Raw genomic sequence first — 21,217 nt, 5'->3', positions numbered from 1 at the left:
GACCGTCTGCTACGCAATCTTGCAAAACGCGCGGAACAGTTGGGCATGACACTCACCCCGGCTGCGGCGTGAACCACACCGTGGCCGGGAGGCGTCGGCGGTGTTGTTTCTTAAGAGACCTGACACCAGCGGCGCAGACACCGGCGGCACCGGCGGCGCACCGGCGGACACCGGCGGCGGGGACAGCGGCGGGCGGGCAGCGGCGGGGGGACCCCGGCGGCCGGCCAGGCAGGCCGGTCGCGGGAAGGATGAACCGCTTAGTCGAGTTTCCAGGCGTAGTCGACCTTGGTCCAGGTCTGCGCCGGGGCGCCATCCTTGGTGCCGGGCTTGAACTTGCAGGCGCTGATCGATTTGATGGCGGCCTTGTCGAGATTCTTGAAGCCGCTGGTCTTTTCCAGCTTCGATTCGACCACCGAGCCGTCCGCATTGACCAGAAAGGACATCGATACCGTACCTTGCTCCTCGTTCATCAGCGACGCTTTGGGATACTCGGCCTTGCACTTGCCGGCATCGAAACTGGCCGGCACTTCGGCCGCCGCAGCGGCGCCACACACCAGCAAGCCGGCAAACACACTGCTAAAACGCGTAGAAGTCAACATACAATTTCCCTAATGTAACGTTCAATCGCGCGTCTGTGTTACGTCGACGCTAACGCTGCGGCTGGCAACCGCACTGCCCGCCCCGTCCTTACCGGCCCGGAGTGCGGATCAGAATTCTTCCCATTCGTCGCTGCTGGTGGTCGCGGCAGCCTTTTTCGGCTTGGCGGCGGCTGGCGCCGGACGCTTCAGGACCGGCTTGGCCACGCGCAGCGGCGCTGCCTTGGCCGGACGGGCCGGCGCTGCCACGACCATGGCCGGCGTGCTGACAACATGCGCTTCTTCCCCTTCGATCAACTTGAAGATGCTGACCACGTGCGCCAGTTCGCTGGCCTGGTCTTGCAGGCTCTGCGCGGCGGCGGCGGCCTGTTCGACCAGCGCGGCGTTCTGCTGGGTCATGCTGTCCATCTCGATGATCGACATGTTCACTTGCTCGATGCCGGCGCTCTGCTCCTGGCTGGCGTTGGCGATCTCGCCCATGATGTCGGTGACGCGTTTGACGCTGGCGACAACTTCATCCATCGTCACCCCGGCCTGGCCGACCAGCTTGCTGCCGCGTTCGACCTTCTCGACCGAGTCGCCGATCAGGGTCTTGATTTCTTTCGCCGCCGCCGCCGAACGCTGCGCCAGGTTGCGCACTTCGGAGGCCACGACCGCGAAACCGCGCCCCTGTTCACCGGCACGGGCCGCTTCGACCGCCGCGTTCAGCGCCAGGATGTTGGTCTGGAAGGCGATGCCATCGATCACGCCGATGATGTCGACAATCTTGTTGGCCGAGGCGTTGATCGAGCCCATCGTGTCGACCACTTGCGAGACCACTTCGCCACCCTTGCGCGCCACGTCGGAGGCGCTGGCCGCGAGCTGGTTGGCTTCACGGGCGTTGTCGGCGTTCTGTTTCACGGTCGAGGTCAGTTCTTCCATGGCCGAGGCGGTTTTTTCCAGGGCGCTCGCTTGCATCTCGGTACGCGAGGACAGGTCGATATTGCCGGCCGCGATTTCACGCGAGGCGGTGCCGATGGTTTCCGTGCCGCCGCGCACCTGGCCGACGATGTCTTTCAGGCTGTTGCGCATTTCGCGCACTTCCATCAGCAGGCTGCCCTTGTCGGCGTGGCTGGTGTCGATGTGCACCGACAGGTCGCCGTGGGCGATGCTGCTGGCGATCTTGGCGGTGTAGTCCGGTTCGCCGCCGAGCTGCTTGAGCAGGCCGCGGGTGATGAAAACGGCAGCGATGCCGCCCAGCAGGATCGCCACGCCGCCCAGGATCAGCATGGTCAGGCGGGCCGCTTCGAAGCCGCTTTCGGCGTCTTTCTGGGCTGCGCTATTGAGTTTGTCTTCGAGGGCTGCGAGTTGTTCCAGCGCATCCATCCATTTTTTCTGGACCGGGCGGATTTCCTTGATCATGACGCGGGTCGCGTCTTCGGCCTTGTCGGCCATCCACAGTTCGGACGCCTTGGCCACGGCCGGCATCGCCAGCGCTTCGTGTTCCTTGATCTGGGCCAGCAGGCTCTTTTCCTCGGGCGAGGCCGACTTGGCGAACTTGTCGCTCAGCTTCTTCTGGGCTTCGTCGTAGCGCGCGGTCTGTTCCTTGATGCGCTTCATTTCCGGTTCCATGTCGGCCGAATCGGTCATCAGGGTCAGGATGCGCAAGGACACGATACGCTCGCTGACATTGGTGCGCATATCGATCACGAGGCGGGTGACCACGTTGTTGACACCAACCACGTTGTCCAGGCGCGTCTGGATCTGGGCCATGCTGATGATGCCGACGATCGTGACCGCGACCAGAAAAGACAGGACCAGGACAAATCCGAGACCTAAACGGGTGCCGACCTTCATGTTGGATAAATTCATTTCGCGTCTTTTCTATGGAACTATTGATCGAATTTGCTCGGGTAACCGCGGCTACTCTGGGGGCTGTCTCTGAAGAAACGCGTGGCTATCTGCGTTCCATTTAGGATAAATCAAAACAGTGACTGCGCATGCAAAAAAGTTGATTCAAGAATGAATTGTTTCAACACAACAACAGTTTGAATGACGCTGGCGCTGATTGGAAAACGGGCAAGAGATGCACCGATTATAGAGGTATATTTTGCCCTAGAGCAAGCAAAAATACGTTTGCGCAATTGAAATATAGTTTCCTTGCTGGAACTATGCTGCACGGGGGAAGTGGGGAGCGCATGCCAAGTCAAGGCGGCTCATACGGGAAGGAAGAATTACGCAAACCGGGACGCGCGCACGGCACCGCCCGGATGGGCATCGTTCCGCGCGCGACGGAACGATGCGGAGCGGCTGCCAGGAGCCTAGCCCGGCCGACGCATGCCGGCCGCCGCTGCGAGCAGCAGGTGCGGATCGGCCGCCGCCAGCCGTTTCGGGTCGGACATCACCTGGCGGAAACTGCGCGCCCCGCCCAGCCCGGCCATCAGGCCCAGCATGTGGCGCGTGATGCTGTTCAGTTTCAAGCCGCGCGCCGCGTGCAGATCCAGCTGCGCCTGGATGTACGGAATCATTGCCGCCAGCACTTCCTCGCGCGTCTTGACCGCCGCATCGTCGCCGTAGAAGCGCGCGTCGTACTCGGCCATGACGTAGGGATTGTGATACGCCTCGCGCCCCAGCATCACGCCATCGACGTGTTCCAGGTGCAGCGCGATCTCGTCGGAGGTCTTGATGCCGCCGTTGATGATGATTTCCAGGTCCGGAAACTCGCGCTTGAGCTGGTATGCCACCTCGTACTTCAGCGGCGGAATCTCGCGGTTTTCCTTGGGCGACAAGCCTTTCAGGATCGCGTTGCGCGCATGCACGATGAAGGTCTTGCAGCCGGCATCGGCGATGGTGCCGACGAAATCGCGCACGAAGCCATATTCCTCGTTGCGGTCGATGCCGATGCGGTGCTTGACGGTGACGTCGATGCTGACGGCGTCGCGCATGGCTTTCACGCAATCGGCCACCAGTTGCGGCTCGGCCATCAGGCAGGCGCCGAACGCGCCCTTCTGCACCCGCTCCGACGGGCAGCCGCAGTTCAGGTTGATTTCGTCGTAGCCCCATTGCTGGCCCAGCCTGGCGCTGGTGGCCAGATCGGCCGGATCGCTGCCGCCCAGTTGCAGGGCCACCGGATGCTCTTCTTCATTGAAGCGCAGGTGGCGTTCGACGTCGCCGTACACCAGCGCGCCGGTGGTCACCATCTCGGTGTACAGCCAGGTATGGCGGGTGATTTCGCGATGGAACTTGCGGCAATGGCGGTCAGTCCAATCCATCATGGGGGCGACAGAGAGCGTCCTGCCCCGGTAATTCGTTGATTTCAAGTGGTTTTACCTGTGATGTCAGCCGTGCTGCGCAGCGGCTGCGGAAATGTCAATAGTGTCGGTCATGCCAGCGGGCGGCAGGGGCGCGCCCGCGCCGGGAATGCGGACGCGGAAAGTCCGCATGACCGCACCCGAAAGACGCATCATATCAAAGATGGCGCCGGGCGATCCTGCCGCCGCCGCTTTTGGCGCCGCCGTTACAACGCCGGCGCCAGCCCCGCCCCGCCCCGCTGCGCGGGATACCAGCGCGCGCGCAGCTGCATGAACGGTGTTTCGACCACGCGGAACAGCAGCCAGCCGGCGCCGATCCCGGCGGCGAACATCAGCAGCACGGTCAGCGGCGCGCCGGTGTCGATCTTCAGGCGGCGCAGATGCGGCGCGGCGACCATGAACAGCGGCTTGTGGACCAGGTAGATCGCGTACGACCACAGCGCCAGCGAGGTCGCGCCCGGTACCCGCATGCGGCCCAGCAGCGAATGCGGGCTGAGCGCCGCCAGCACCAGCATCGCATAGCTCATCGCGATCAGCGAAAAGCCGAGCGTGGTGCTCAGCATCGGATCGGGCAAGTCATGCTGTACCCCATACAGGGTGGCAGTGACCGCGGCCAGTCCCGCAGCCAGCAGCAGATTGCCGTGCCTGAGGATGCGCTGGTACAGCGCGCCATGAAAATTGCGCAGCAAGGCGATCGCCACTCCCGGCAGCAGCGCATCGAAACGGCACAGGGTCGCGTAATACAGTTGCTCGGAAAACGAATCGTACTCATGCAGCAGAAACCCGCTGGCACGCGCGGCCATGCCGGCGCCGATGCCCGCGCCGATGACGCACCAGGCGAGCGTCAGCGGGCGCGGCAAGCGCCGCAGCGCCAGCACCACCAGCGGCAGCGCCAGATAAAATTGTTCTTCAATACACAGCGACCACGAGTGCGTGAAGGTTTGGCCGTAGCCCAGTCCGATATTTTGCGTGAAAGTCAGGAAGCGCCAGAGTGGCGCGGTGCTGGAGCCGCCCAGTAAATCCGGCAACAGCAAATACACGGCTAGCACCACGTAATAGTTCGGCAAGGTGCGCAGCAGGCGCTTGGCAAAAAAAGTCTTCAGGGAAAACGCTTCCTTGCGCGCCAGCGCGGACAGGATCTGGTTCCCGATCAGATAGCCGCTGAGCACGAAAAACAGGTCCACGCCGGCCCAGCCGACCCGCCCCAGCTCGCCAAACGTCGCTGCCCCGCTGACAAAACCGCAATAATGCGACATCAAGACAAGGACGATGGCGACGGCGCGCAAGGTATCGAGGCCGCTGGCGCGGATCAGGTCATTTTTCTGGGTCATACGGTCCGGGATGGGTAGTGAAGTTGATCGGTCAAGGGGGCGGCGATTCGGCCGCCAGCGCGGCCATCAGCGCCGGCATATACGTACGGCTGGCGCGCAGCAGGCTGCCGTCGCGCAGGCGCAGCAGCGCATCGCGGTTGGTCAGGGCGCGCAGTTCGGCGATCATGTCGAGCCGCACGATGCAGGAACGGTGCACCCGCTGGAACTGGCGCGGGTCGAGGCGCCCGGCCAGCGTGGCGAGGCGCTCGCGCACCAGATACGTTTTGTCGCCCGCGTACAGGGTTGCATAGTCGCCATCGGCCTCGATGCGCTCGACATCGGCGGCGCCGACCAGCACCGTGCGTGTGCCGACCCGGACCGTAAAGGTGCGCAGCGCGAGCGGGGCAAGCGCCGGGGCCGCAGTGGCGTGCCCGCCCTGCGCGCGGCGATACGGAAAGGCGCGCCGCGCGCGTTCCAGCGCCTCGTCGAAGCGCTCCTCGTCGACCGGCTTGAGCAGATAGTCGAGCACATCGAGTCCGAAGGCCTGGATCGCAAAATTGTCGTAGGCGGTGAGCAGGACGGCCATCGGCCGGGTGGCCGGCGGCAACGCGGCCAGCAATTCGAGGCCGCTTTTGCCGGGCATGTCGACGTCCACGAACAGCAGGTCCGGCTGCAAGGCGGGCAAGGCGCTGGCGGCGCTGGCGCCGTCGCCGTATTCGGCCACCACGCAAAAGCCGGTGCGCCGCGCCAGGCGCGCCGTCACCGCCAGCCGGGCCAGCGGTTCGTCGTCGATCACGGCAACGCGCATCATGCCGCCAGGCCCGGCATGGACGGCATGGACGGCGCCAGCGGCAAGGCCAGGCGCACCTGGAAGCGTCCGTCCGCGCCCCAGCCGGCGTCGACGCTGTGGGTGTCGCCGTACAACTGGCGCAGGCGCGCGCCGACGTTGGCCAGGCCTATCCTGGCCGGGCCTATCCTGGCCGGGCCTATCCTGGCCGGGCCTATCCTGGCCGGGCCCATCCTGGCCGGACCTATCCCGGCCGGACCGATCCCGCCGCCGGACGATGCCGCCGCTGGCGCCACGCCGTCGTTGCGCACCGCGATCCGCAGCAGCGCGCCGTCGCGCTCGACGCTGATATCGAGCCGGCCTGCTCCGGTATTGGGGGCGATGCCATGGCGGATAGCGTTCTCCACCAGCGGTTGCAGCAGCAGATACGGCACCGGCGCGTCCAGCAGGCCGGGGCCGACCTTGATCGTCATCCGCAGGCGCTCGCCCAGCCGCACCTTTTCGATGTCGAGATAGGCTTCGGTCAGCGCCAGTTCGTCGGCCAGCGCGTGCTCATGCGCATCGCCGTGGGCCAGGGTGGCGCGCAAGAAGTCGGCCACGCGCGCCAGCATGCGGTTGGCGTCGTCATTGGCGCCGCTTGATACCAGGGCCGAAATGGCATTGAGGGTATTGAACAGAAAATGCGGATTGACCTGGTAGCGCAGGGCGCGCAGCTCGGCGTCGCGCGCCGCGGCCATGGCCTGGGCCAGGCGCAGTTCGCCGCGCTGGTACGCCAGATAATAGGCGGCGACGGCGTGGATGGCGCAAAAGGCAATCAGGGGCAGCCAGCAATTGTCCAGTCCGCGCAGCAGCTTGTCGAGGTGCATGCCGGTATCGACCCCGAGCCGCACCGCCAGCCACTGTCCCAGCAGCGCGTTCACCACCGACATCGGGTAGCTTGCCACCAGCAAGACCGGCAGCATGACCATCCAGGACGTGCCGCGGCGCCACAGGGCGCGTTGCAGCAAGGTCAGCGGAACCGTCCAGGCCAGGCAGGCGGCGAAATACAAGGCGCGGAACGCTGGCGCGTAGCCGTGGCCGATCGCCGGCATGCCCAGGATGATCATGCAGGCACACACGGGCAGCGCGGCGAGCACCGGCACCAGCAGCGGGGTTTCGTCTTTCATGTAGGAATCCACGGGCATCGCAAAACGTCATTGTAGGTTGTGCCCCGGCAGGCGTCGGCGGAATATGCGGGGCAAGCAGGAACGATAGGCGCGCGGGCGCCGGCGGTCCAGCACGCTGCGGCGAGCCGTGCAGCCGGTGCGGCAAGCCGGTCGCCGCGTCGGCCACCGTGTCGGCTACCGCGCCGGCTACCGCGCCGGCTTGCCACTTCGAGGCGTGCGTTCAGCGCGGCGGCAGCAGCGCCAGGCAACGCCCGGCTTCGCCTCTCAGGGCGGGCGCATCGTCTCCTGCGGCCGGGTAGCCCGGCAGCTGGTCGATGACGCCTGCGAATATCGTCAGTGCCGCGCCCGCCCGCTCGAGCAAGGCACCCAGGTCGCCCTGCGCCCCATGCGCCAGGAACTCGGCCATGGCGTGGTCGAGCTGACGCGCGGCCTGCAGCGCCGCGCAGTAGGCGGGCCGCAGCGCCGCCTGCGCCGGGCGCGCATCGAAATAGGCCAGCGCCACTATTTCGCAGTCCGGCAGGGAGACCGCCCCGCCCTCCCAGGCCGTCAGGGTCCCGTGCGCCATCCATACCGACAGGACGTGGGCCATGCCTTTCAGGCGCTGGACCGAAAAAATCACGCGATGCATGCGTTGAAGCTCATCCGAAGAAATCGACATCATGGTCTGTCCTCATCTGCTCGGGGTTAATGGGGAAACTGTGCCATGCACTCTTTCCAGAGTTCGTCGAAGAGCTTGTGATTCTGCGCGGTGCAGATGGCCTTGTCCTTGACCATCGAACACACCTGGTCGCGCATGATCTCGAAGGTCGAGGTCGCCGCCGCCAGGCAGCTCATGCGGGTCGGCAGATTGGTCGGGTAAGGAGCGAAGTCGGCACCATTCCAGCCGCCGCCGTGGAAGGGGCCGCTGTCGTCCGCAGTCCAGCCGCCGCCGTCGAACGGGCCGCGCCCGCCGCCGCCGCCACCGCACAGACTTTGCTCGTGGGGCGAGAAGCGGCAATCCCAGCTGTTCTTTTCCCAGCCGTCGATAGCGATCAGGGCGTTGTTGAGGGACTCGGCCGCCGCCTTGGCCGGGGCAGCGGCGCCGGCCAAGGCCTGCGGCCCCTGCCTGCCGGCCAGTGCCGACGCGCCAGCGTCCAGCGCGCGCGCCGGCGGCGCGAAATGCAGGCGCTGGCCAGCCTCGGTCCCGATCGACGCCAGCACCCCCGCTCGATAGTCCGCCCGCTGCACCTGGCCGTCGGATAACTCGATGCGCTCGAGCCGCCCGTCGTCGCCGTAATGATAGGTGGCGAAGCGGCCATCCGAATGGTGCAGGTTGTGCAGCCTGCCTTGTTTATAGAAGTAATGCGTGCTGGACCCGTCGCTCAGCCGCGCAAGCAGGCGCTGGCCGTCCAGCACCAGCGTTGTGCCGTCGACAACAACGCTGCGCAGGGCCTTGCCGGTCTTCGCCGTCGGCGGGAGCGGCTGGGCGATGGCGCACGCGATCACGCATAGCAGACTGGCAAGTAAAACGGATAATTTGGGTACGGTGCAATTCATGATGGGTCCCGGTTGATGACAAAAAAACCATCTTGCGCGTGCCAAGCAGCGCGGCCTTGTCGGTCCTCAAGCGTATCCCGCATTCGCTAAGTCATTAATTACAAAGGAAAATAACGTATTTTTGTGATTGTCTTTCCAGCCGGATAAAAATAATTCAAATTATTTCCGTACGGCACTTAATGACTTCGGCCAAACGGTCGTCTTGTACTTGGGAGAGCGCGAAGCAACGCGACTCCGAAGTCCCCACCCCCTACACTGGAGTTTGATCATGCTGAGCCTTCACACAAACAACGCTGCCCTGTCCGCACAAAATTCGATCAACCGCACCCAGGGTTCGCTGTCGACCTCGATGACTCGCCTGTCGACCGGCTACCGCATCAATTCGTCGATGGACGACGCCGCCGGCCTGCAGATCGCGACCCGCCTGAAAGCTCAAACCAGCGGCATGGCCGTTGCGATGCGCAACACCCAGAACTCGACCTCGATGCTGCAAACGGCTGAAGGCGCGCTCGACGAAGTGAGCAACATGCTGGTGCGCATGAAGGATCTGGCCACGCAAGCGGCCGATGCCTCCTCGACCGCCGCCGACAAGACCGCGATGCAGTCGGAATACGATGCCCTGGGTACCGAACTGAACAACGTTCTGACCAACACCTCCTTCGGCGGCGCCAAGCTGCTCGTCGGCGGCACCATCGCCTCGGCCATGACGTTCCAGATCGGTTCGAGCACCAGCGAAAAAATGACGGTCGATATGTCAACCAGCATGGGCACCCTGGTCACCGACGTGACCGCCACCACCGCCAACTACGCCGCCCCGAACACGGTCGGCACCGAACTGACCGGCGCCGGCACCGCCTCGACCACGATCGACAAGTTGTCGACCGCGATCGCCTCGATCGGCACCGTGCGCTCGTCGCTGGGCGCCTCGGCCAACCGCCTGGAACACGTCTACAACAACTTGTCGAACATCAGCACCAACAGCAAGGCCGCCACCGGCCGCATCATGGACGTCGACTTCGCCAGCGAAAGCTCGAAGATGACCACCAACCAGATGCTGCTGCAAGCCGGCACCGCCATGCTGAAACAGAGCAACAGCATGTCCTCGATGGTCATGTCGCTGCTGCAATAATCATCAGCAGCCCCGGCTGCAAGCCGGGTCCCCGAAGGCCAGCCGTCCACCCGGCTGGCTTTTTTTACGTCTGTCCGCGCCGTGCCGTGATTGGCTTGACAATTGTCAATAAAATTTCCGTGTGGAACTTAATGAGCCGGATGAAAGCGTCGCCTTGTCCTTGTAAGAGCGCGGCAACAGCGCGGCTCCGACAAATACCCACTACCACTACCGAGGAGTTTGACCATGCTGAGCCTTCACACCAACAACGCCGCCCTGTCCGCGCAAAATTCGATCAACCGCACCCAGGGTTCGCTGTCGACCTCGATGACCCGCCTGTCGACCGGCTACCGCATCAATTCGTCGATGGACGACGCCGCCGGCCTGCAAATCGCCACCCGCCTGAAAGCCCAGACCAGCGGCATGGCCGTTGCGATGCGCAACACCCAGAACTCGACCTCGATGCTGCAAACCGCCGAAGGCGCGCTCGACGAAGTGAGCAACATGCTGGTGCGCATGAAGGATCTGGCCACGCAAGCGGCCGATGCCTCCTCGACCGCCGCCGACAAGACCGCGATGCAGTCGGAATACGATGCCCTGGGTACCGAACTGAACAACGTTCTGACCAATACAACATTCGGCGGCGCCAAGCTGCTCGTCGGCGGCACCATCGCCTCGGCCATGACGTTCCAGATCGGTTCGAGCACCAGCGAAAAAATGACGGTCGATATGTCGGGCAGCATGACCACCCTGGTCGCCGACGTGACCGCCACCACCGCCAACTACGTCACCCCGAACTCGGTCGGCACCGAACTGACCGCCGCCGGCTCGGCCTCGACCTCGATCGACAAGCTCTCGACCGCGATCGCCTCGATCGGCACCGTGCGTTCCTCGCTGGGCGCCTCGGCCAACCGCCTGGAACACGTCTATAACAACTTGTCGAACATCAGCACCAACAGCAAGGCCGCCACCGGCCGCATCATGGACGTCGACTTCGCCAGCGAAAGCTCGAAGATGACCACCAACCAGATGCTGCTGCAAGCCGGCACCGCCATGCTCAAGCAGAGCAACAGCATGTCCTCGATGGTCATGTCGCTGTTGCAATAATCATCGGTATCCCGGCTGCCAGCCGGGTCCCCGAAGGCCAGCCCTCCACCCGGCTGGCTTTTTTTTCGCCCTAAGTAAACATATTTCCATGTGGCACTTAATGATCTGGATCAAAGTGTCGCCTTGTATTGATGAGAGCGCGGAACCAGCGCGGCTCCGAACAGTTTCCACATCCAACACCCAGGAGTTTGACCATGCTGAGCCTTCACACAAACAACGCTGCCCTGTCCGCACAAAATTCGATCAACCGCACCCAGGGTTCGCTGTCGACCTCGATGACCCGCCTGTCGACCGGCTACCGCATCAATTCGTCGATGGACGACGCCGCCGGCCTGCAGATCGCGACCCGCCTGAAAGCCCAGACCAGCGGCATGGCCGTTGCGATGCGCAACACCCAGAACTCGACCTCGATGCTGCAAACCGCCGAAGGCGCGCTCGACGAAGTGAGCAACATGGTGGTGCGCATGAAAGACCTGGCCACCCAGGCCGCCGATGCTTCCTCGACCGCGGCCGACAAGACCGCCATGCAGTCGGAATACGATGCACTCGGTAAAGAACTGAGCAACGTGATGACCAACACCACCTTCGGCGGCGCCAAGCTGCTGGTCGGCGGCACCATCGCCTCGGCCATGACGTTCCAGATCGGTTCGAGCACCAGCGAAAAAATGACGGTCAACATGTCGGCCGACATGACCGCCCTGAACACCGCCATCGGCGCCACCAGCGGCACCTACACCGTGCCGGGCACCCCGGGCACCGAACTGACCGCCACCGCCAACGCCAGCATCGACCTGCTCTCGACCGCGCTGGCCTCGATCGGTACCGTGCGCTCAGCCCTGGGCGCCTCGGCCAACCGCCTGGAACACGTCTACAACAACTTGTCGAACATCAGCACCAACAGCAAGGCCGCCACCGGCCGCATCATGGACGTCGACTTCGCCAGCGAAAGCTCGAAGATGACCACCAACCAGATGCTGCTGCAAGCCGGCACCGCCATGCTGAAACAGAGCAACAGCATGTCCTCGATGGTCATGTCACTGCTGCAATAATTCTGTCAGCAAGGATGCCCGGCCGCTTGCGCCGGGCGCCGTTCCAGCCAGCCCTCATCGGCTGGCTTTTTTATGCCCGAAAAATAGTTCGCATAATTTCCATGCGGCACTTAACGCGGCCGGCGAAACGGTCGTCTTGTTAAGGTAAGAGCGCGAGACACTGCGGCTCCAAAAGTCCCTCCCCCCTACACCAGGAGTTTTGACCATGTTGAGTTTGCACACTAACAACGCCGCACTGTCCGCACAGAATTCGATCAACCGCACCCAGGGTTCGCTGTCGACCTCGATGACCCGCCTGTCGACCGGCTACCGCATCAATTCCTCGATGGACGACGCCGCCGGCCTGCAAATCGCGACCCGCCTGAAAGCCCAGACCAGCGGCATGGCCGTTGCCATGCGCAACACCCAGAATTCCACCTCGATGCTGCAAACGGCTGAAGGCGCGCTCGACGAAGTGAGCAACATGCTGGTGCGCATGAAAGACCTGGCCACGCAAGCGGCCGATGCCTCCTCGACCGCCGCCGACAAGACCGCGATGCAGTCGGAATACGACGCCCTCGGCACCGAACTGTACAACGTGATGAACAACACCACCTTCGGCGGCGCCAAGCTGCTCGCCGGCGGCACCATCGCCTCGGCCATGACGTTCCAGATCGGTTCGAGCACCAGCGAAAAAATGGTGGTCGACATGTCGGGCGCCATGACCACCCTGGGCGTCGATGTTCTGGCCACCACCGCCAACTACGCCGCGGCGCCCGTGCTCGGCACCGAACTGACCGGCGCCGGCACCGCCTCGACCTCGATCGACAAGCTCTCGACCGCGATCGCCTCGATCGGCACCGTGCGTTCCTCGCTGGGCGCCTCGGCCAACCGCCTGGAACACGTCTACAACAACTTGTCGAACATCAGCACCAACAGCAAGGCTGCCACCGGCCGCATCATGGACGTCGACTTCGCCAGCGAAAGCTCGAAGATGACCACCAACCAGATGCTGCTGCAAGCCGGCACCGCCATGCTAAAACAGAGCAACAGCATGTCCTCGATGGTCATGTCGCTGCTGCAATAATCAAGGGCTGGGCCGCCGGCGCTTGCGCCGGGCACCGACCGAGCCAGCCGGCACACCGGCTGGCTCTTTTTTTATCCTGACCTTGCGTGAACGCCATGTCTACCATTCCTTCGCAGCCGCTCGGCGCCGTGCCGATTGCCCCGCTGGCGCCGGTGTCGCTGCTGCCGGCACCGGCATCGGCGGCGGCCATGGCCGTGCCGGCCGTGCCGCTGCCGGAGGCGCACAGCGTCACGGCGCCGCCGGCGTCAGGCGGCGGCCTGCCCCCCAACCTGAGCGAGAGCGCCTCGATGCGGGCCGACCAGGTGTTCATGGCGCGCCAGCTGGCCTGGCCGGTGCTCGACGGCGCGGCCCTGGCCAGCGCCTGGCGCGGCATGGTGCGCACCTACGCGGCCCAGCTGGCCACCTTGCAGGAGCAGGGACGCGCCCAGTTCATGCCGGGCAATCTGTTGATGTCGGGCGTGCAGCAAGCCATGCAGGCCAGCACCGTGCAGCAGCAGGCCACCTTGTTGTGGCATCCGGAAGCGTGGCGATTCGTGCTGCCGGGCGCGGGCGGCCAGCAGCTGGCGCTGCGCCTGCTGACCGGGCTGCCCGATCCGCCGCCCAGCCGGCGCCAGCGCGCCAAGGCGGCGCTGCGGCTGGACGTGGTGCTGTCCGACGGCAGCCATGCCACGGTGCAACTGGAACTGCTCGATGGGGTGATGATGGAACTGGCGGCCGAGCATCCGCGCGCGGTGGCGCTGTTGCGCCACTCCTTGCCGGCGCTCAAGCAGGCCATCGAAACGGCCGGTTTGCGCCTGGCGCGGACCAGCGTCAGGCACGGCATCTGGCCCGGCAAACCCTTGCAGCAGTATTCGTCCCAGGTCAGCGCCGCCCTGCCCCCATCCCTGTTCCGGGCCATGGCCGAAGTGGCGCTGCTGCTGGCGCGCACCACCAGGACCGAGGCGGCCACCACGGTGCGGTATACCGAAAGGCCCTTGCCGGGAATGATGCCGTACGGAGAGCCCTAGCGCGTCGTCCCCGCGCAGGCGGGGACGACGACTAGCGCAACTTAGCCGACGGTACCCACGATGCTGACGTCGCGATTCTCGGGAATCTCGTTGTACGACAGTACGTGCAGCCCCGGCGCAAACAGGCGCGCGTAGCGTGCCAGCAGCGGCCTGATCTGCGGCAGCACCAGCAGCAGCGGCGCACTTTGCTGCTGCTTCATCTGTTCGCGCGCCACCGGCATGTTCAACTGTAACTGCGAGAGCAACTGCGGATCGATCGGGAAATTGTCCAGCGCGACCTTGCCGCCCTGGCGCGCCTGGTTCAAGGACCCCAGCAGCATGTTTTCCAGCTCGGCCGACAAATTGAAAGCCGGCATTTCCTTCTTCTTGCCGAACAAGGCCGTCACGATCTGCCTGCGCAGCGCGCAGCGCACTTCGGCCGCCAGCAGGATCGGATCCTTGGTGGTTTCCGAACTGTCGAGCAAGGTGGTGCCGATCACCACGATATCCTTGAGCGAGACATTTTCGGCCAGCAGCACGCGGAACACGCGCAGCAGCTGGGTGTGGGTCATCGCCTTGTCCAGCGCCGAAGCCAGCTTGGGCGAAAGCGCCGTCATCCGTTCCAGGATGGCCGGCACGTCTTCATGGCGGAACAAGTCCGGCAGGTACTCGCGCACCACCTTGGAACAATGGGTGGCGATCGCGCTCGGCACCTCGACCACCTGGTAGCCCAGCCCCAGCGCATGCGCCTTGTCGGTCGGGGCGATCCAGGTAATGGCCATGCCGTAGGCCGGTTCGATCCCGGGAATGCCGTCCAGATGGCCGTACACCGAGGGCGAGGCAATCGCCATCAGGCATTCCGGCACCACTTCGGCCTCGGCCACCACGGTGCCGCTGAGCATGATCGAGTACTGGGTCGGGCGCAGCGACAAGTCGTCGCGCACGTTGATCGGCGGCAGCAGCAAACCCATCGCTTCCGACAGGCTCTGGCGCACGCCCTTGATGCGCTTGGTCAGCGGTTCGCCCTGGGCGGCGTCGACCAGGCCGACCAGTTTGTAGCCGACCGCCACCGTCAGGGCCTGCACCGCCGGCAGGTGCTGCCATTCGAGGTCGGGCGCGCGCTCGTCGCGCAGGGCCGCTTCGATCGCCGCCACCCCGGCCTGGTCGGGCGCCTTGACCATGCGCGCCAGGCGCCAGCCCACGTAGCCGAGCACCACCGCGAAGACGCCGAACATCAGCCATGGCATGCCCGGCACCATGGCCAGCACCAGCATCATGCCCGAGGCGCTGTAGAGCACCGCCGGCGAGGCCAGCAGCTGCCCGCCGACCTGCTGCTCGAAGTCGCCCGAATCGCTGATCCGGGTCACCAGGATCGCGGCCGCGGCCGACAGCAGCAGCGCCGGGATCTGCGCCACCAGGCCGTCACCGATGGTCAAGAGCGCGTACACGCGGAAGGCGTCGCCGAAGGACAGGTCGTGCATCAGCGCGCCAATGGCCACGCCGCCCACCATGTTGATGATCAGAATCAGAATACTGGCGACCGCGTCGCCGCGCACGAACTTCGAGGCGCCGTCCATGGCGCCGTAGAAGTCGGCTTCGGCGGCCACGTCGCGGCGCCGCACCTGGGCTTTTTCCTGGTTGATCAGGCCGGCATTGAGGTCGGCGTCGATGGCCATCTGCTTGCCCGGCAGGGCGTCCAGGGTAAACCGCGCCGAGACTTCGGAAATCCGTTCCGCGCCCTTGGTCACCACCGCGAAGTTAATGATCATCAAAATGATGAAGACCACGAAGCCGACCACGAAATTGCCGCCGATAACCACGTTGGCAAACGCTTCGATCACTTTACCTGCCGCGTCGCTGCCCTGGTGGCCGTGCAGCAGCACCACCCGGGTCGAGGCCACGTTCAGGGTCAGCCTGAGCATGGTGGTGCCGAGAATGACGCTCGGGAAGACCGAGAAGTCGAGCGGCCGCTTGGCCGAGACCGACACCAGGATGACGATCAGCGCCAGCACGATGTTGAAGGTAAACAGCACGTCGAGCAAGACCGGCGGCAGCGGCAGGATGATCATCGACAAGATGACCAGCAAGAACACCGGGGTGGCGAATTTATGCCGTTTCAACTCGGTCAGCAGGCTGTTCAAAAAACTCATGTGGCGGGAACCTCACTCAGATGAGATGGCACGGCCACCTCGTTGGGGAAACGTGGCGGCGCAGTGCGCCGGCCGGCACGAAAAGCGTTCAGTTGCAGCACATAGTTCAGCACCTGCGACACGGCCTGGTACAGCTGGGCCGGAATTTGCTGCTGGACCTGGCTGGTATTGTAGATCGCCCGCGCCAGCGGCGGCAGTTCGAGCGTCTCGATATTGTGCTGCTTCGCGATCTGGCGGATGAACAAGGCCATCTCGTCGACCCCCTTGGCCACCACGAAGGGCGCTTCGGCGCGGCTGGCCTCATACTTGAGCGCCACCGCGTAGTGTTCCGGGTTGACGATCACGACATCGGCCGTGGGCACGGTCTTGCTCACGCTGCGGCGCGCCATCTGCTGCTGCAACTGGCGGATGCGCTGGCGCACCTCGGGCTTGCCTTCGCTGCTCTTGTGTTCTTCTTTCTGGTCGTGCTTGCTCATGCGCTGGTTGCGCGCGAACAGGAAGGCCTGCACCGGCACGTCGAGCACGGCGAACATGACGAACACCATGCACATCGCCATCAGGGCGTCGAGCATCAGCCCGGCGCCGGCCGGCAGCGCCGCGCTGAGCGACATCTTTTGCAAGTCGACAAAGGCATTCATGCTTGATCGGCTCACGTGCACCAGCACCCAGCCGAGCACGACAGCCTTGCCGACCGAGGTGGCCACGCCGATGCCGTGCTTGGCGGTAAACAGGTTGCCGAGGTTTTTCATGGGCGACAGGCGGCTCATTTTCGGTTCCATGTTCTTGGTGCTGATCACCCAGCCGCCGGGAATCAGGGACGACAGCACCACCGCGAACGGCACGCCCAAGAGCGGCAACACCATCGTCATCAACAGCCACATCGAACTGGTGAACATGGTCGAACTCAGGTTTTCGATGGCGCCGTCCGCGCCCAGCGGAATGAAGACCAGGGCGAACAGATTGCGGAAGGACTCCAGGTAGCTCGGCAGCATCATGGAAAACACTTTCAGGCTGACCAGGATGCCGATCGCGGTGGCCAGGTCGCGCGAACGCACCACCTGCCCTTCCTCGCGCGCCTTGCGCAGCTTTTGCTGCGAGGCCTTTTCGGTCTTGTCGCCACCGCTCGCGTCGTCAGCCATGGGCCGCCTTCATCTGTTGGTCGATCAGTTCAAGTACTTGGTTGCTCATCGCAATGTAGTGTTCGGGAATGAAGCGCACGATCTGGATCAGCATCATCAGGCCGAACAGGGTGGTCAGCGAAAAACCCAGCGAAAACAAATTCAGCGACGGCGCCACCCGGTTCAACAGGCCGAAGCCGAGCTGCACCACCAGGGTCGAAAACACGATCGGCAGCGCCAGCAGCATGGCGGCGGCGAAAATCCAGGCCGCCTTGAGCGCCACCGTTCCCAGCAGCATCGGCGCGTAGCCGCCGCCCACCGGCCAGGCCTTGAAACTGGTGGCCAGCACCCCGGTCAGCACCAGGTGCCCGTCGATGGCGAAAAACACGATGATCGCCAGCAGCGACAGCATGCCCGAGACCACGTCCGAGGCGGTGCCGTTGACCGGGTCGTTCATCTGGGCCATCGAAAAGCCGATCTGGCTCGACACCAGGTAGCCCAGCACATTGATCACCGACATCGAAAAGTGCATGGCCAGCCCCAGCACGCCGCCGATCACGGCTTGCTCCAGGGTGGTGGCGATGCCCATCACCGAAAATGGATCGACCACGTTGGCGCCCGGGCTGAACGGCAGCATCAGGAAGGCCAGCACCAGCGCCAGCAGCACGCGCGCCGGCAGCGGCACCAGGATGTCGCCCACCACCGGCGCGGCGCTCAGCAATGCCAGGTTGCGCACGAACGGCCACCACAGGGCGTTCAGGAAGGGCAACAGGTAGCCGGCCAGCTCCATGCTTTGTTATCCGACCAGGGCGGCGGCGCGCTGGAACACGGAGACGCAGTAATCCATCAGGTAGGCCGTCATCCAGTGCCCGGCCATGATCACCGCCAGCAGGGTCACCAAGAGGCGCGGCAAGAAGCTCAGGGTCTGCTCGTTGATCTGGGTGGCGGCCTGCACCAGCGCCACCAGCAGGCCCATGATCAGGCCCGGCACCACCAGCACCAGCACCATCAGCATGACGATTTGCAAGGCGCCGACCATCAGGTCCACGGCCACGTCGGGGGTCATCGGGTTTCTCCCATACCTTCTCCCATGGTCAGAACGGTCGTATGCTGCCGACCAGGGTGTTGACGGTCAGGGTCCAGCCATCGACCAGTACGAACAGCAGCAGCTTGAAGGGCAAGGAAATGACCAGCGGCGAGAGCATCATCATGCCCATCGCCATCAGCACCGAGGAGACCACCAGGTCGATGATCAAAAACGGAATGAACAGCATGGCGCCGATCTGGAACGCGGTCTTCAGTTCGCTCAGCACGAAGGCGGCCAGCTTGACCGTAAACGCGCGTTTTTGCGGTTCCAGCTCGGCCGGTTCGCCCGCCAGGCGCGCCACCTGGGCCAGCGCCGCCTTGCTGGTCTGGGCCAGCATGAAGCGCGAGAGCGGCACTTCGGCCACCTTCAGCGCGTCCTGCATGCCGATCTTGTCCTGGTCGTAGGGCACGAAGGCCTCGCGCCAGATCTGGTCGCCGATCGGACGCATCACCAGCAGGGTCAGGATCAGGGCCACGCCGGTAATGATGCGATTCGGCAAACCCTGCTGCAGGCCGAGCGCCTGGCGCAGCAGCGAGAGCACGATCACGAAGCGGGTGAAGCAGGTCATCATCATGACCATGATGGGCAACAGCCCAAGCAGGGTCATCAGGACCAGCACCTGCGACTTGACCGTCAGGTCGGTCTTGGCGCCGGGAATCACCCCGGCCAGCAAGTCCTGGGCCTGCGCCGGCGCGGGCGCGGCGAGCAGCAGCAGCAGCAGGCCGCAAGCGAGCACAGCCAGCGTGCCGCCGCGCGCAGCGTTTCTCATGCGGTCAAGAGGTCGAGGTCGAGGCCATCGAGATCGATGACCTTCAGTCCGTACTGTTCGCCGGCCACCACCACTTCGGCGCGCCCGATCGGGGTGCCGTTGACCTTGATGACGAGCGGTTCGCCCGCCAGCACGTCGAGCGCGATCACGCTCGATGGCCCGATCGCCATCAGTTCCTGCAGCGAAATCCTGGCCGAGCCCACTTCCAGGGTCAGGGTCACGGGAATCTTGCGCATCATCTGCGGCAAGTCGCGCTGGGGACGCTTGTCGGGCGCGCGCGCGTTGTCGGCGCCCGCCGGGACGCCCGACGGGACGCCCATGACAGGTTGTTCATCGATGATCAATTCTTCGTCGATTCCGGCAGCCAGATCCGGAGCCTGGAGTTCGTTCTCGTTGATTTTCATTAGTCGCTATCTTCAAAAGAGGTTAAACAGAGCGTACCGTTGTGCTCGGTTACCGCGGCAGTAAACAAACGCGACTCGGCCAGCAAGACATCGGCCCGGCCCACCGTCACCGGGATGATGTCGCCCAGCTTCAGGGCGAACAGCGCTTCGAGCGTGATTTCCTTGCTCACCAGGCGCCCGTCCAGGGTCACTTGCAGCGCCGTGCCGAGCGCCACGCTGGCCTGCGGCGTGCGTTCGCGCGCGCGTTCGGGCATCAGCCCGAGCAGCACGCGCGCCACCATCTCCTGGTCCAGCGCCAGCCACAGCTGGCCGCATTCGCCGCTCTGGCCGCGCCGCACGGTAATCCCCAGGGTCCAGCCGCCGGGCGCGGGCGGCGGCGGCGGCACGCTGCCCGGCACCAGTTCGCCGGAGGGACTTCCGGCCTCATTATGCGCCCGCGCAAGGTTTGCATCCACCCGTCTTGCAAGCACCGAGGCTATTTGTTGACCTAGCACAACTGCGAGGCGTTCTTCGGTGGCCGTTACGCGTACCGTGGATGGATCGACGGCCGGTCCGGGCGCGGCGCCGCGGCGGCCGTAGCGCTGGTTCAGCACCGACAGCAGCAGCGAGCGTTCCAGCGCAAAGGCGACGCTGCCGGCGCTGCCTTCGAAGGCCAGCCAGCGCCCGCTCTGGCTGCTGTCGGGAGCGCCGACAAAGCCGGCCGCTTCGAGTTGAAAACCGTCCCAGTAGCGGCGCACCGCGGGCTGGCGCAAGGCGGCCGCCACATCTTCCGCAATCTGGGCGGCGAACTGGGGCAGCAGGTGCACCGGCCGGCCCAGCAGGCGGGGGTCGAGCACTTGCGGTGATGCCGGCAAGTTTGTCTTATTTATCATGGTCATAAGTAACTCGGCAAGTGCGTGGCAAAGAGGGCAACTCTTTGTTTTGTTTGAGGAAAACAGTATATCAGAGCACCTTTATTTGATGGATTTAATTTCCGAGTGGCACTATAATTGCCTTGCGGTAAGTGGCTATTTGGTTCTCCATGGCAATTATTTCAAGGAAATGGCTCAAGTTCCGACAGTCGCGCCCGTTACCAACAGTAAGCGATATCGTTAGGCATTTCGACACCTTTGCTTCTGCTCCAAGAGGTTTAGGGAAATTTGTTGGTTTTACCCGACTCAGCAATAAAATTTTTTGCCGTCGAGCATGTTTTCGTTTGGAATCGCGGCACGGAACGCGCACACTGGGCGCTTCACCGTTCAGGCCGGCTACGACAGAAAAATAGTCGTAACTGTTTGATTATGAACAAAAAATTATGCAGGGATGACAACATGGAAGTCGGAAATACAACAGGCAATACGCTCGCTACCCAGCTCCAGTCGGAGATGAAGGTACTCGCCAACGATGCCGGTCAACTGGCCGCGCACGCCAACATCGGCAACGCCGGCGGCCAGCAGCTGCCCGCCGGGTTTTCTTTCACGCAGAGCATGAAGGATGCGCTCGAGAGCGTGAACCAGCAAGACGCCGCGGCCGGCCAGAAAATGAACGATGTCGACAGCGGCAAGAGCGACGACCTGGTCGGCGCCATGCTGGCCAGCCAGGAAGCCAGCCTGTCCTTCTCCATGCTGATGCAAGTGCGTAACAAGGTCATGGGCGCGATGGACGAGCTGATCAAGCTCCCTGTCTAAGCAGCCGTTTGCGACTCCACC

General features: G+C 64.0%; 21 protein-coding genes. 6 read left to right on the top strand and 15 right to left on the bottom strand.

Going from position 1 to position 21,217, the window contains the following annotated elements:
- Positions 1 to 257: 257 nt before the first annotated feature.
- From F2P45_RS16690 to F2P45_RS16655, 8 genes are all read right to left on the bottom strand, one after another.
- Positions 258 to 599 (bottom strand): energy transducer TonB, encoded by a 342-nt coding sequence (locus F2P45_RS16690; protein ID WP_166877268.1) that lies wholly within the window; start codon positions 597 to 599, stop codon positions 258 to 260.
- Positions 600 to 707: 108 nt separating this feature from the next.
- Complete coding sequence (locus tag F2P45_RS16685) at positions 708 to 2,447, bottom strand: methyl-accepting chemotaxis protein (protein ID WP_229505121.1); 1,740 nt, start codon at positions 2,445 to 2,447, stop codon at positions 708 to 710.
- Between the two features lie 449 nt (positions 2,448 to 2,896).
- Complete coding sequence (dusA, locus tag F2P45_RS16680) at positions 2,897 to 3,895, bottom strand: tRNA dihydrouridine(20/20a) synthase DusA (RefSeq protein ID WP_267877352.1); 999 nt, start codon at positions 3,893 to 3,895, stop codon at positions 2,897 to 2,899.
- A gap of 197 nt (positions 3,896 to 4,092) precedes the next feature.
- Positions 4,093 to 5,217 carry an acyltransferase family protein gene (locus F2P45_RS16675; protein ID WP_166877262.1) on the bottom strand — a complete coding sequence of 375 codons (1,125 nt, stop codon included), beginning with the start codon at positions 5,215 to 5,217 and terminating at the stop codon, positions 4,093 to 4,095.
- A gap of 31 nt (positions 5,218 to 5,248) precedes the next feature.
- Positions 5,249 to 6,007 (bottom strand): LytR/AlgR family response regulator transcription factor, encoded by a 759-nt coding sequence (locus tag F2P45_RS16670; RefSeq protein WP_166877259.1) that lies wholly within the window; start codon positions 6,005 to 6,007, stop codon positions 5,249 to 5,251.
- Positions 6,004 to 7,149 carry a sensor histidine kinase gene (locus F2P45_RS16665; RefSeq protein WP_229505120.1) on the bottom strand — a complete coding sequence of 382 codons (1,146 nt, stop codon included), beginning with the start codon at positions 7,147 to 7,149 and terminating at the stop codon, positions 6,004 to 6,006. Before F2P45_RS16665 ends, F2P45_RS16670 begins: the two co-directional genes overlap by 4 nt.
- 220 nt (positions 7,150 to 7,369) lie before the next feature.
- Positions 7,370 to 7,810: a hypothetical protein gene (locus F2P45_RS16660; RefSeq protein ID WP_166877256.1), complete on the bottom strand. Its 441-nt coding sequence runs from the start codon at positions 7,808 to 7,810 to the stop codon at positions 7,370 to 7,372.
- A 23-nt stretch (positions 7,811 to 7,833) separates the two neighbouring features.
- Positions 7,834 to 8,685: a hypothetical protein gene (locus F2P45_RS16655; protein WP_166877253.1), complete on the bottom strand. Its 852-nt coding sequence runs from the start codon at positions 8,683 to 8,685 to the stop codon at positions 7,834 to 7,836.
- A 268-nt stretch (positions 8,686 to 8,953) separates the two neighbouring features.
- Between F2P45_RS16655 and F2P45_RS16650 the strand changes: the two genes are divergently transcribed.
- The 5 genes from F2P45_RS16650 to F2P45_RS16630 all read left to right on the top strand — a co-directional run bounded on the left by F2P45_RS16650 (position 8,954) and on the right by F2P45_RS16630 (position 14,022).
- Positions 8,954 to 9,814, top strand: a complete 861-nt coding sequence (locus F2P45_RS16650) for a flagellin N-terminal helical domain-containing protein (protein ID WP_166877250.1) — start codon at positions 8,954 to 8,956, stop codon at positions 9,812 to 9,814.
- A gap of 225 nt (positions 9,815 to 10,039) precedes the next feature.
- Positions 10,040 to 10,900: a flagellin N-terminal helical domain-containing protein gene (locus F2P45_RS16645; protein ID WP_166877247.1), complete on the top strand. Its 861-nt coding sequence runs from the start codon at positions 10,040 to 10,042 to the stop codon at positions 10,898 to 10,900.
- 194 nt (positions 10,901 to 11,094) lie between these two features.
- Positions 11,095 to 11,949, top strand: coding sequence for a flagellin N-terminal helical domain-containing protein (locus tag F2P45_RS16640; protein WP_166877244.1), 855 nt, complete (start codon positions 11,095 to 11,097; stop codon positions 11,947 to 11,949).
- Between the two features lie 205 nt (positions 11,950 to 12,154).
- The gene (locus F2P45_RS16635) at positions 12,155 to 13,015 is read left to right on the top strand and encodes a flagellin N-terminal helical domain-containing protein (RefSeq protein ID WP_166877241.1); all 861 of its coding nucleotides are present in this window, start codon (positions 12,155 to 12,157) and stop codon (positions 13,013 to 13,015) included.
- 95 nt (positions 13,016 to 13,110) lie between these two features.
- Positions 13,111 to 14,022, top strand: coding sequence for a flagellar hook-length control protein FliK (locus F2P45_RS16630; RefSeq protein ID WP_166877239.1), 912 nt, complete (start codon positions 13,111 to 13,113; stop codon positions 14,020 to 14,022).
- A 41-nt stretch (positions 14,023 to 14,063) separates the two neighbouring features.
- Here F2P45_RS16630 and F2P45_RS16625 read toward each other — a convergent pair whose 3' ends face one another.
- From F2P45_RS16625 to F2P45_RS16595, 7 genes are all read right to left on the bottom strand, one after another.
- On the bottom strand, positions 14,064 to 16,151 hold the full coding sequence (locus F2P45_RS16625; RefSeq protein ID WP_166877236.1) for a flagellar biosynthesis protein FlhA: 2,088 nt from the start codon (positions 16,149 to 16,151) through the stop codon (positions 14,064 to 14,066).
- Complete coding sequence (gene flhB / locus F2P45_RS16620) at positions 16,148 to 17,290, bottom strand: flagellar type III secretion system protein FlhB (protein WP_166877233.1); 1,143 nt, start codon at positions 17,288 to 17,290, stop codon at positions 16,148 to 16,150. Before flhB ends, F2P45_RS16625 begins: the two co-directional genes overlap by 4 nt.
- The gene (gene fliR / locus F2P45_RS16615) at positions 17,283 to 18,059 is read right to left on the bottom strand and encodes a flagellar biosynthetic protein FliR (protein WP_166877230.1); all 777 of its coding nucleotides are present in this window, start codon (positions 18,057 to 18,059) and stop codon (positions 17,283 to 17,285) included. Before fliR ends, flhB begins: the two co-directional genes overlap by 8 nt.
- A gap of 6 nt (positions 18,060 to 18,065) precedes the next feature.
- Complete coding sequence (locus tag F2P45_RS16610; RefSeq protein WP_166877227.1) at positions 18,066 to 18,335, bottom strand: flagellar biosynthetic protein FliQ; 270 nt, start codon at positions 18,333 to 18,335, stop codon at positions 18,066 to 18,068.
- A 28-nt stretch (positions 18,336 to 18,363) separates the two neighbouring features.
- On the bottom strand, positions 18,364 to 19,125 hold the full coding sequence (gene fliP, locus F2P45_RS16605; protein WP_166877224.1) for a flagellar type III secretion system pore protein FliP: 762 nt from the start codon (positions 19,123 to 19,125) through the stop codon (positions 18,364 to 18,366).
- A complete protein-coding gene (locus F2P45_RS16600) occupies positions 19,122 to 19,445 on the bottom strand; it encodes a FliM/FliN family flagellar motor switch protein (RefSeq protein WP_166877296.1) in 324 nt (107 codons plus the stop codon). The genes fliP and F2P45_RS16600 overlap by 4 nt, the downstream gene beginning before the upstream one ends.
- Before the next feature lie 83 nt (positions 19,446 to 19,528).
- Positions 19,529 to 20,407: a hypothetical protein gene (locus F2P45_RS16595; RefSeq protein WP_166877221.1), complete on the bottom strand. Its 879-nt coding sequence runs from the start codon at positions 20,405 to 20,407 to the stop codon at positions 19,529 to 19,531.
- A 486-nt stretch (positions 20,408 to 20,893) separates the two neighbouring features.
- On the opposite strand from F2P45_RS16595, the gene fliE reads away from it, so the two are divergent.
- Positions 20,894 to 21,196, top strand: coding sequence for a flagellar hook-basal body complex protein FliE (fliE, locus tag F2P45_RS16590; protein ID WP_166877293.1), 303 nt, complete (start codon positions 20,894 to 20,896; stop codon positions 21,194 to 21,196).
- Positions 21,197 to 21,217 lie beyond the last annotated feature (21 nt).

Source organism: Massilia mucilaginosa (assembly GCF_011682145.1).
Classification (GTDB): Bacteria; Pseudomonadota; Gammaproteobacteria; order Burkholderiales; family Burkholderiaceae_D; genus Telluria_A; species Telluria_A mucilaginosa.
This window is presented reverse-complemented; position numbering and strand designations above follow the sequence as displayed.

Coding starts and splice junctions, on each gene's coding strand:
- F2P45_RS16690 (WP_166877268.1), bottom strand. CDS start 599: ATGTTGACTTCTACGCGTTTTAGCAGTGTGTTTGCCGGCTTGCTGGTG.
- F2P45_RS16685 (WP_229505121.1), bottom strand. CDS start 2,447: ATGAATTTATCCAACATGAAGGTCGGCACCCGTTTAGGTCTCGGATTT.
- F2P45_RS16675 (WP_166877262.1), bottom strand. CDS start 5,217: ATGACCCAGAAAAATGACCTGATCCGCGCCAGCGGCCTCGATACCTTG.
- F2P45_RS16670 (WP_166877259.1), bottom strand. CDS start 6,007: ATGATGCGCGTTGCCGTGATCGACGACGAACCGCTGGCCCGGCTGGCG.
- F2P45_RS16665 (WP_229505120.1), bottom strand. CDS start 7,149: ATGAAAGACGAAACCCCGCTGCTGGTGCCGGTGCTCGCCGCGCTGCCC.
- F2P45_RS16660 (WP_166877256.1), bottom strand. CDS start 7,810: ATGATGTCGATTTCTTCGGATGAGCTTCAACGCATGCATCGCGTGATT.
- F2P45_RS16655 (WP_166877253.1), bottom strand. CDS start 8,685: ATGAATTGCACCGTACCCAAATTATCCGTTTTACTTGCCAGTCTGCTA.
- F2P45_RS16650 (WP_166877250.1), top strand. CDS start 8,954: ATGCTGAGCCTTCACACAAACAACGCTGCCCTGTCCGCACAAAATTCG.
- F2P45_RS16645 (WP_166877247.1), top strand. CDS start 10,040: ATGCTGAGCCTTCACACCAACAACGCCGCCCTGTCCGCGCAAAATTCG.
- F2P45_RS16640 (WP_166877244.1), top strand. CDS start 11,095: ATGCTGAGCCTTCACACAAACAACGCTGCCCTGTCCGCACAAAATTCG.
- F2P45_RS16635 (WP_166877241.1), top strand. CDS start 12,155: ATGTTGAGTTTGCACACTAACAACGCCGCACTGTCCGCACAGAATTCG.
- F2P45_RS16630 (WP_166877239.1), top strand. CDS start 13,111: ATGTCTACCATTCCTTCGCAGCCGCTCGGCGCCGTGCCGATTGCCCCG.
- F2P45_RS16625 (WP_166877236.1), bottom strand. CDS start 16,151: ATGAGTTTTTTGAACAGCCTGCTGACCGAGTTGAAACGGCATAAATTC.
- flhB (WP_166877233.1), bottom strand. CDS start 17,290: ATGGCTGACGACGCGAGCGGTGGCGACAAGACCGAAAAGGCCTCGCAG.
- fliR (WP_166877230.1), bottom strand. CDS start 18,059: ATGGAGCTGGCCGGCTACCTGTTGCCCTTCCTGAACGCCCTGTGGTGG.
- F2P45_RS16610 (WP_166877227.1), bottom strand. CDS start 18,335: ATGACCCCCGACGTGGCCGTGGACCTGATGGTCGGCGCCTTGCAAATC.
- fliP (WP_166877224.1), bottom strand. CDS start 19,125: ATGAGAAACGCTGCGCGCGGCGGCACGCTGGCTGTGCTCGCTTGCGGC.
- F2P45_RS16600 (WP_166877296.1), bottom strand. CDS start 19,445: ATGGGCGTCCCGTCGGGCGTCCCGGCGGGCGCCGACAACGCGCGCGCG.
- F2P45_RS16595 (WP_166877221.1), bottom strand. CDS start 20,407: ATGACCATGATAAATAAGACAAACTTGCCGGCATCACCGCAAGTGCTC.
- fliE (WP_166877293.1), top strand. CDS start 20,894: ATGAAGGTACTCGCCAACGATGCCGGTCAACTGGCCGCGCACGCCAAC.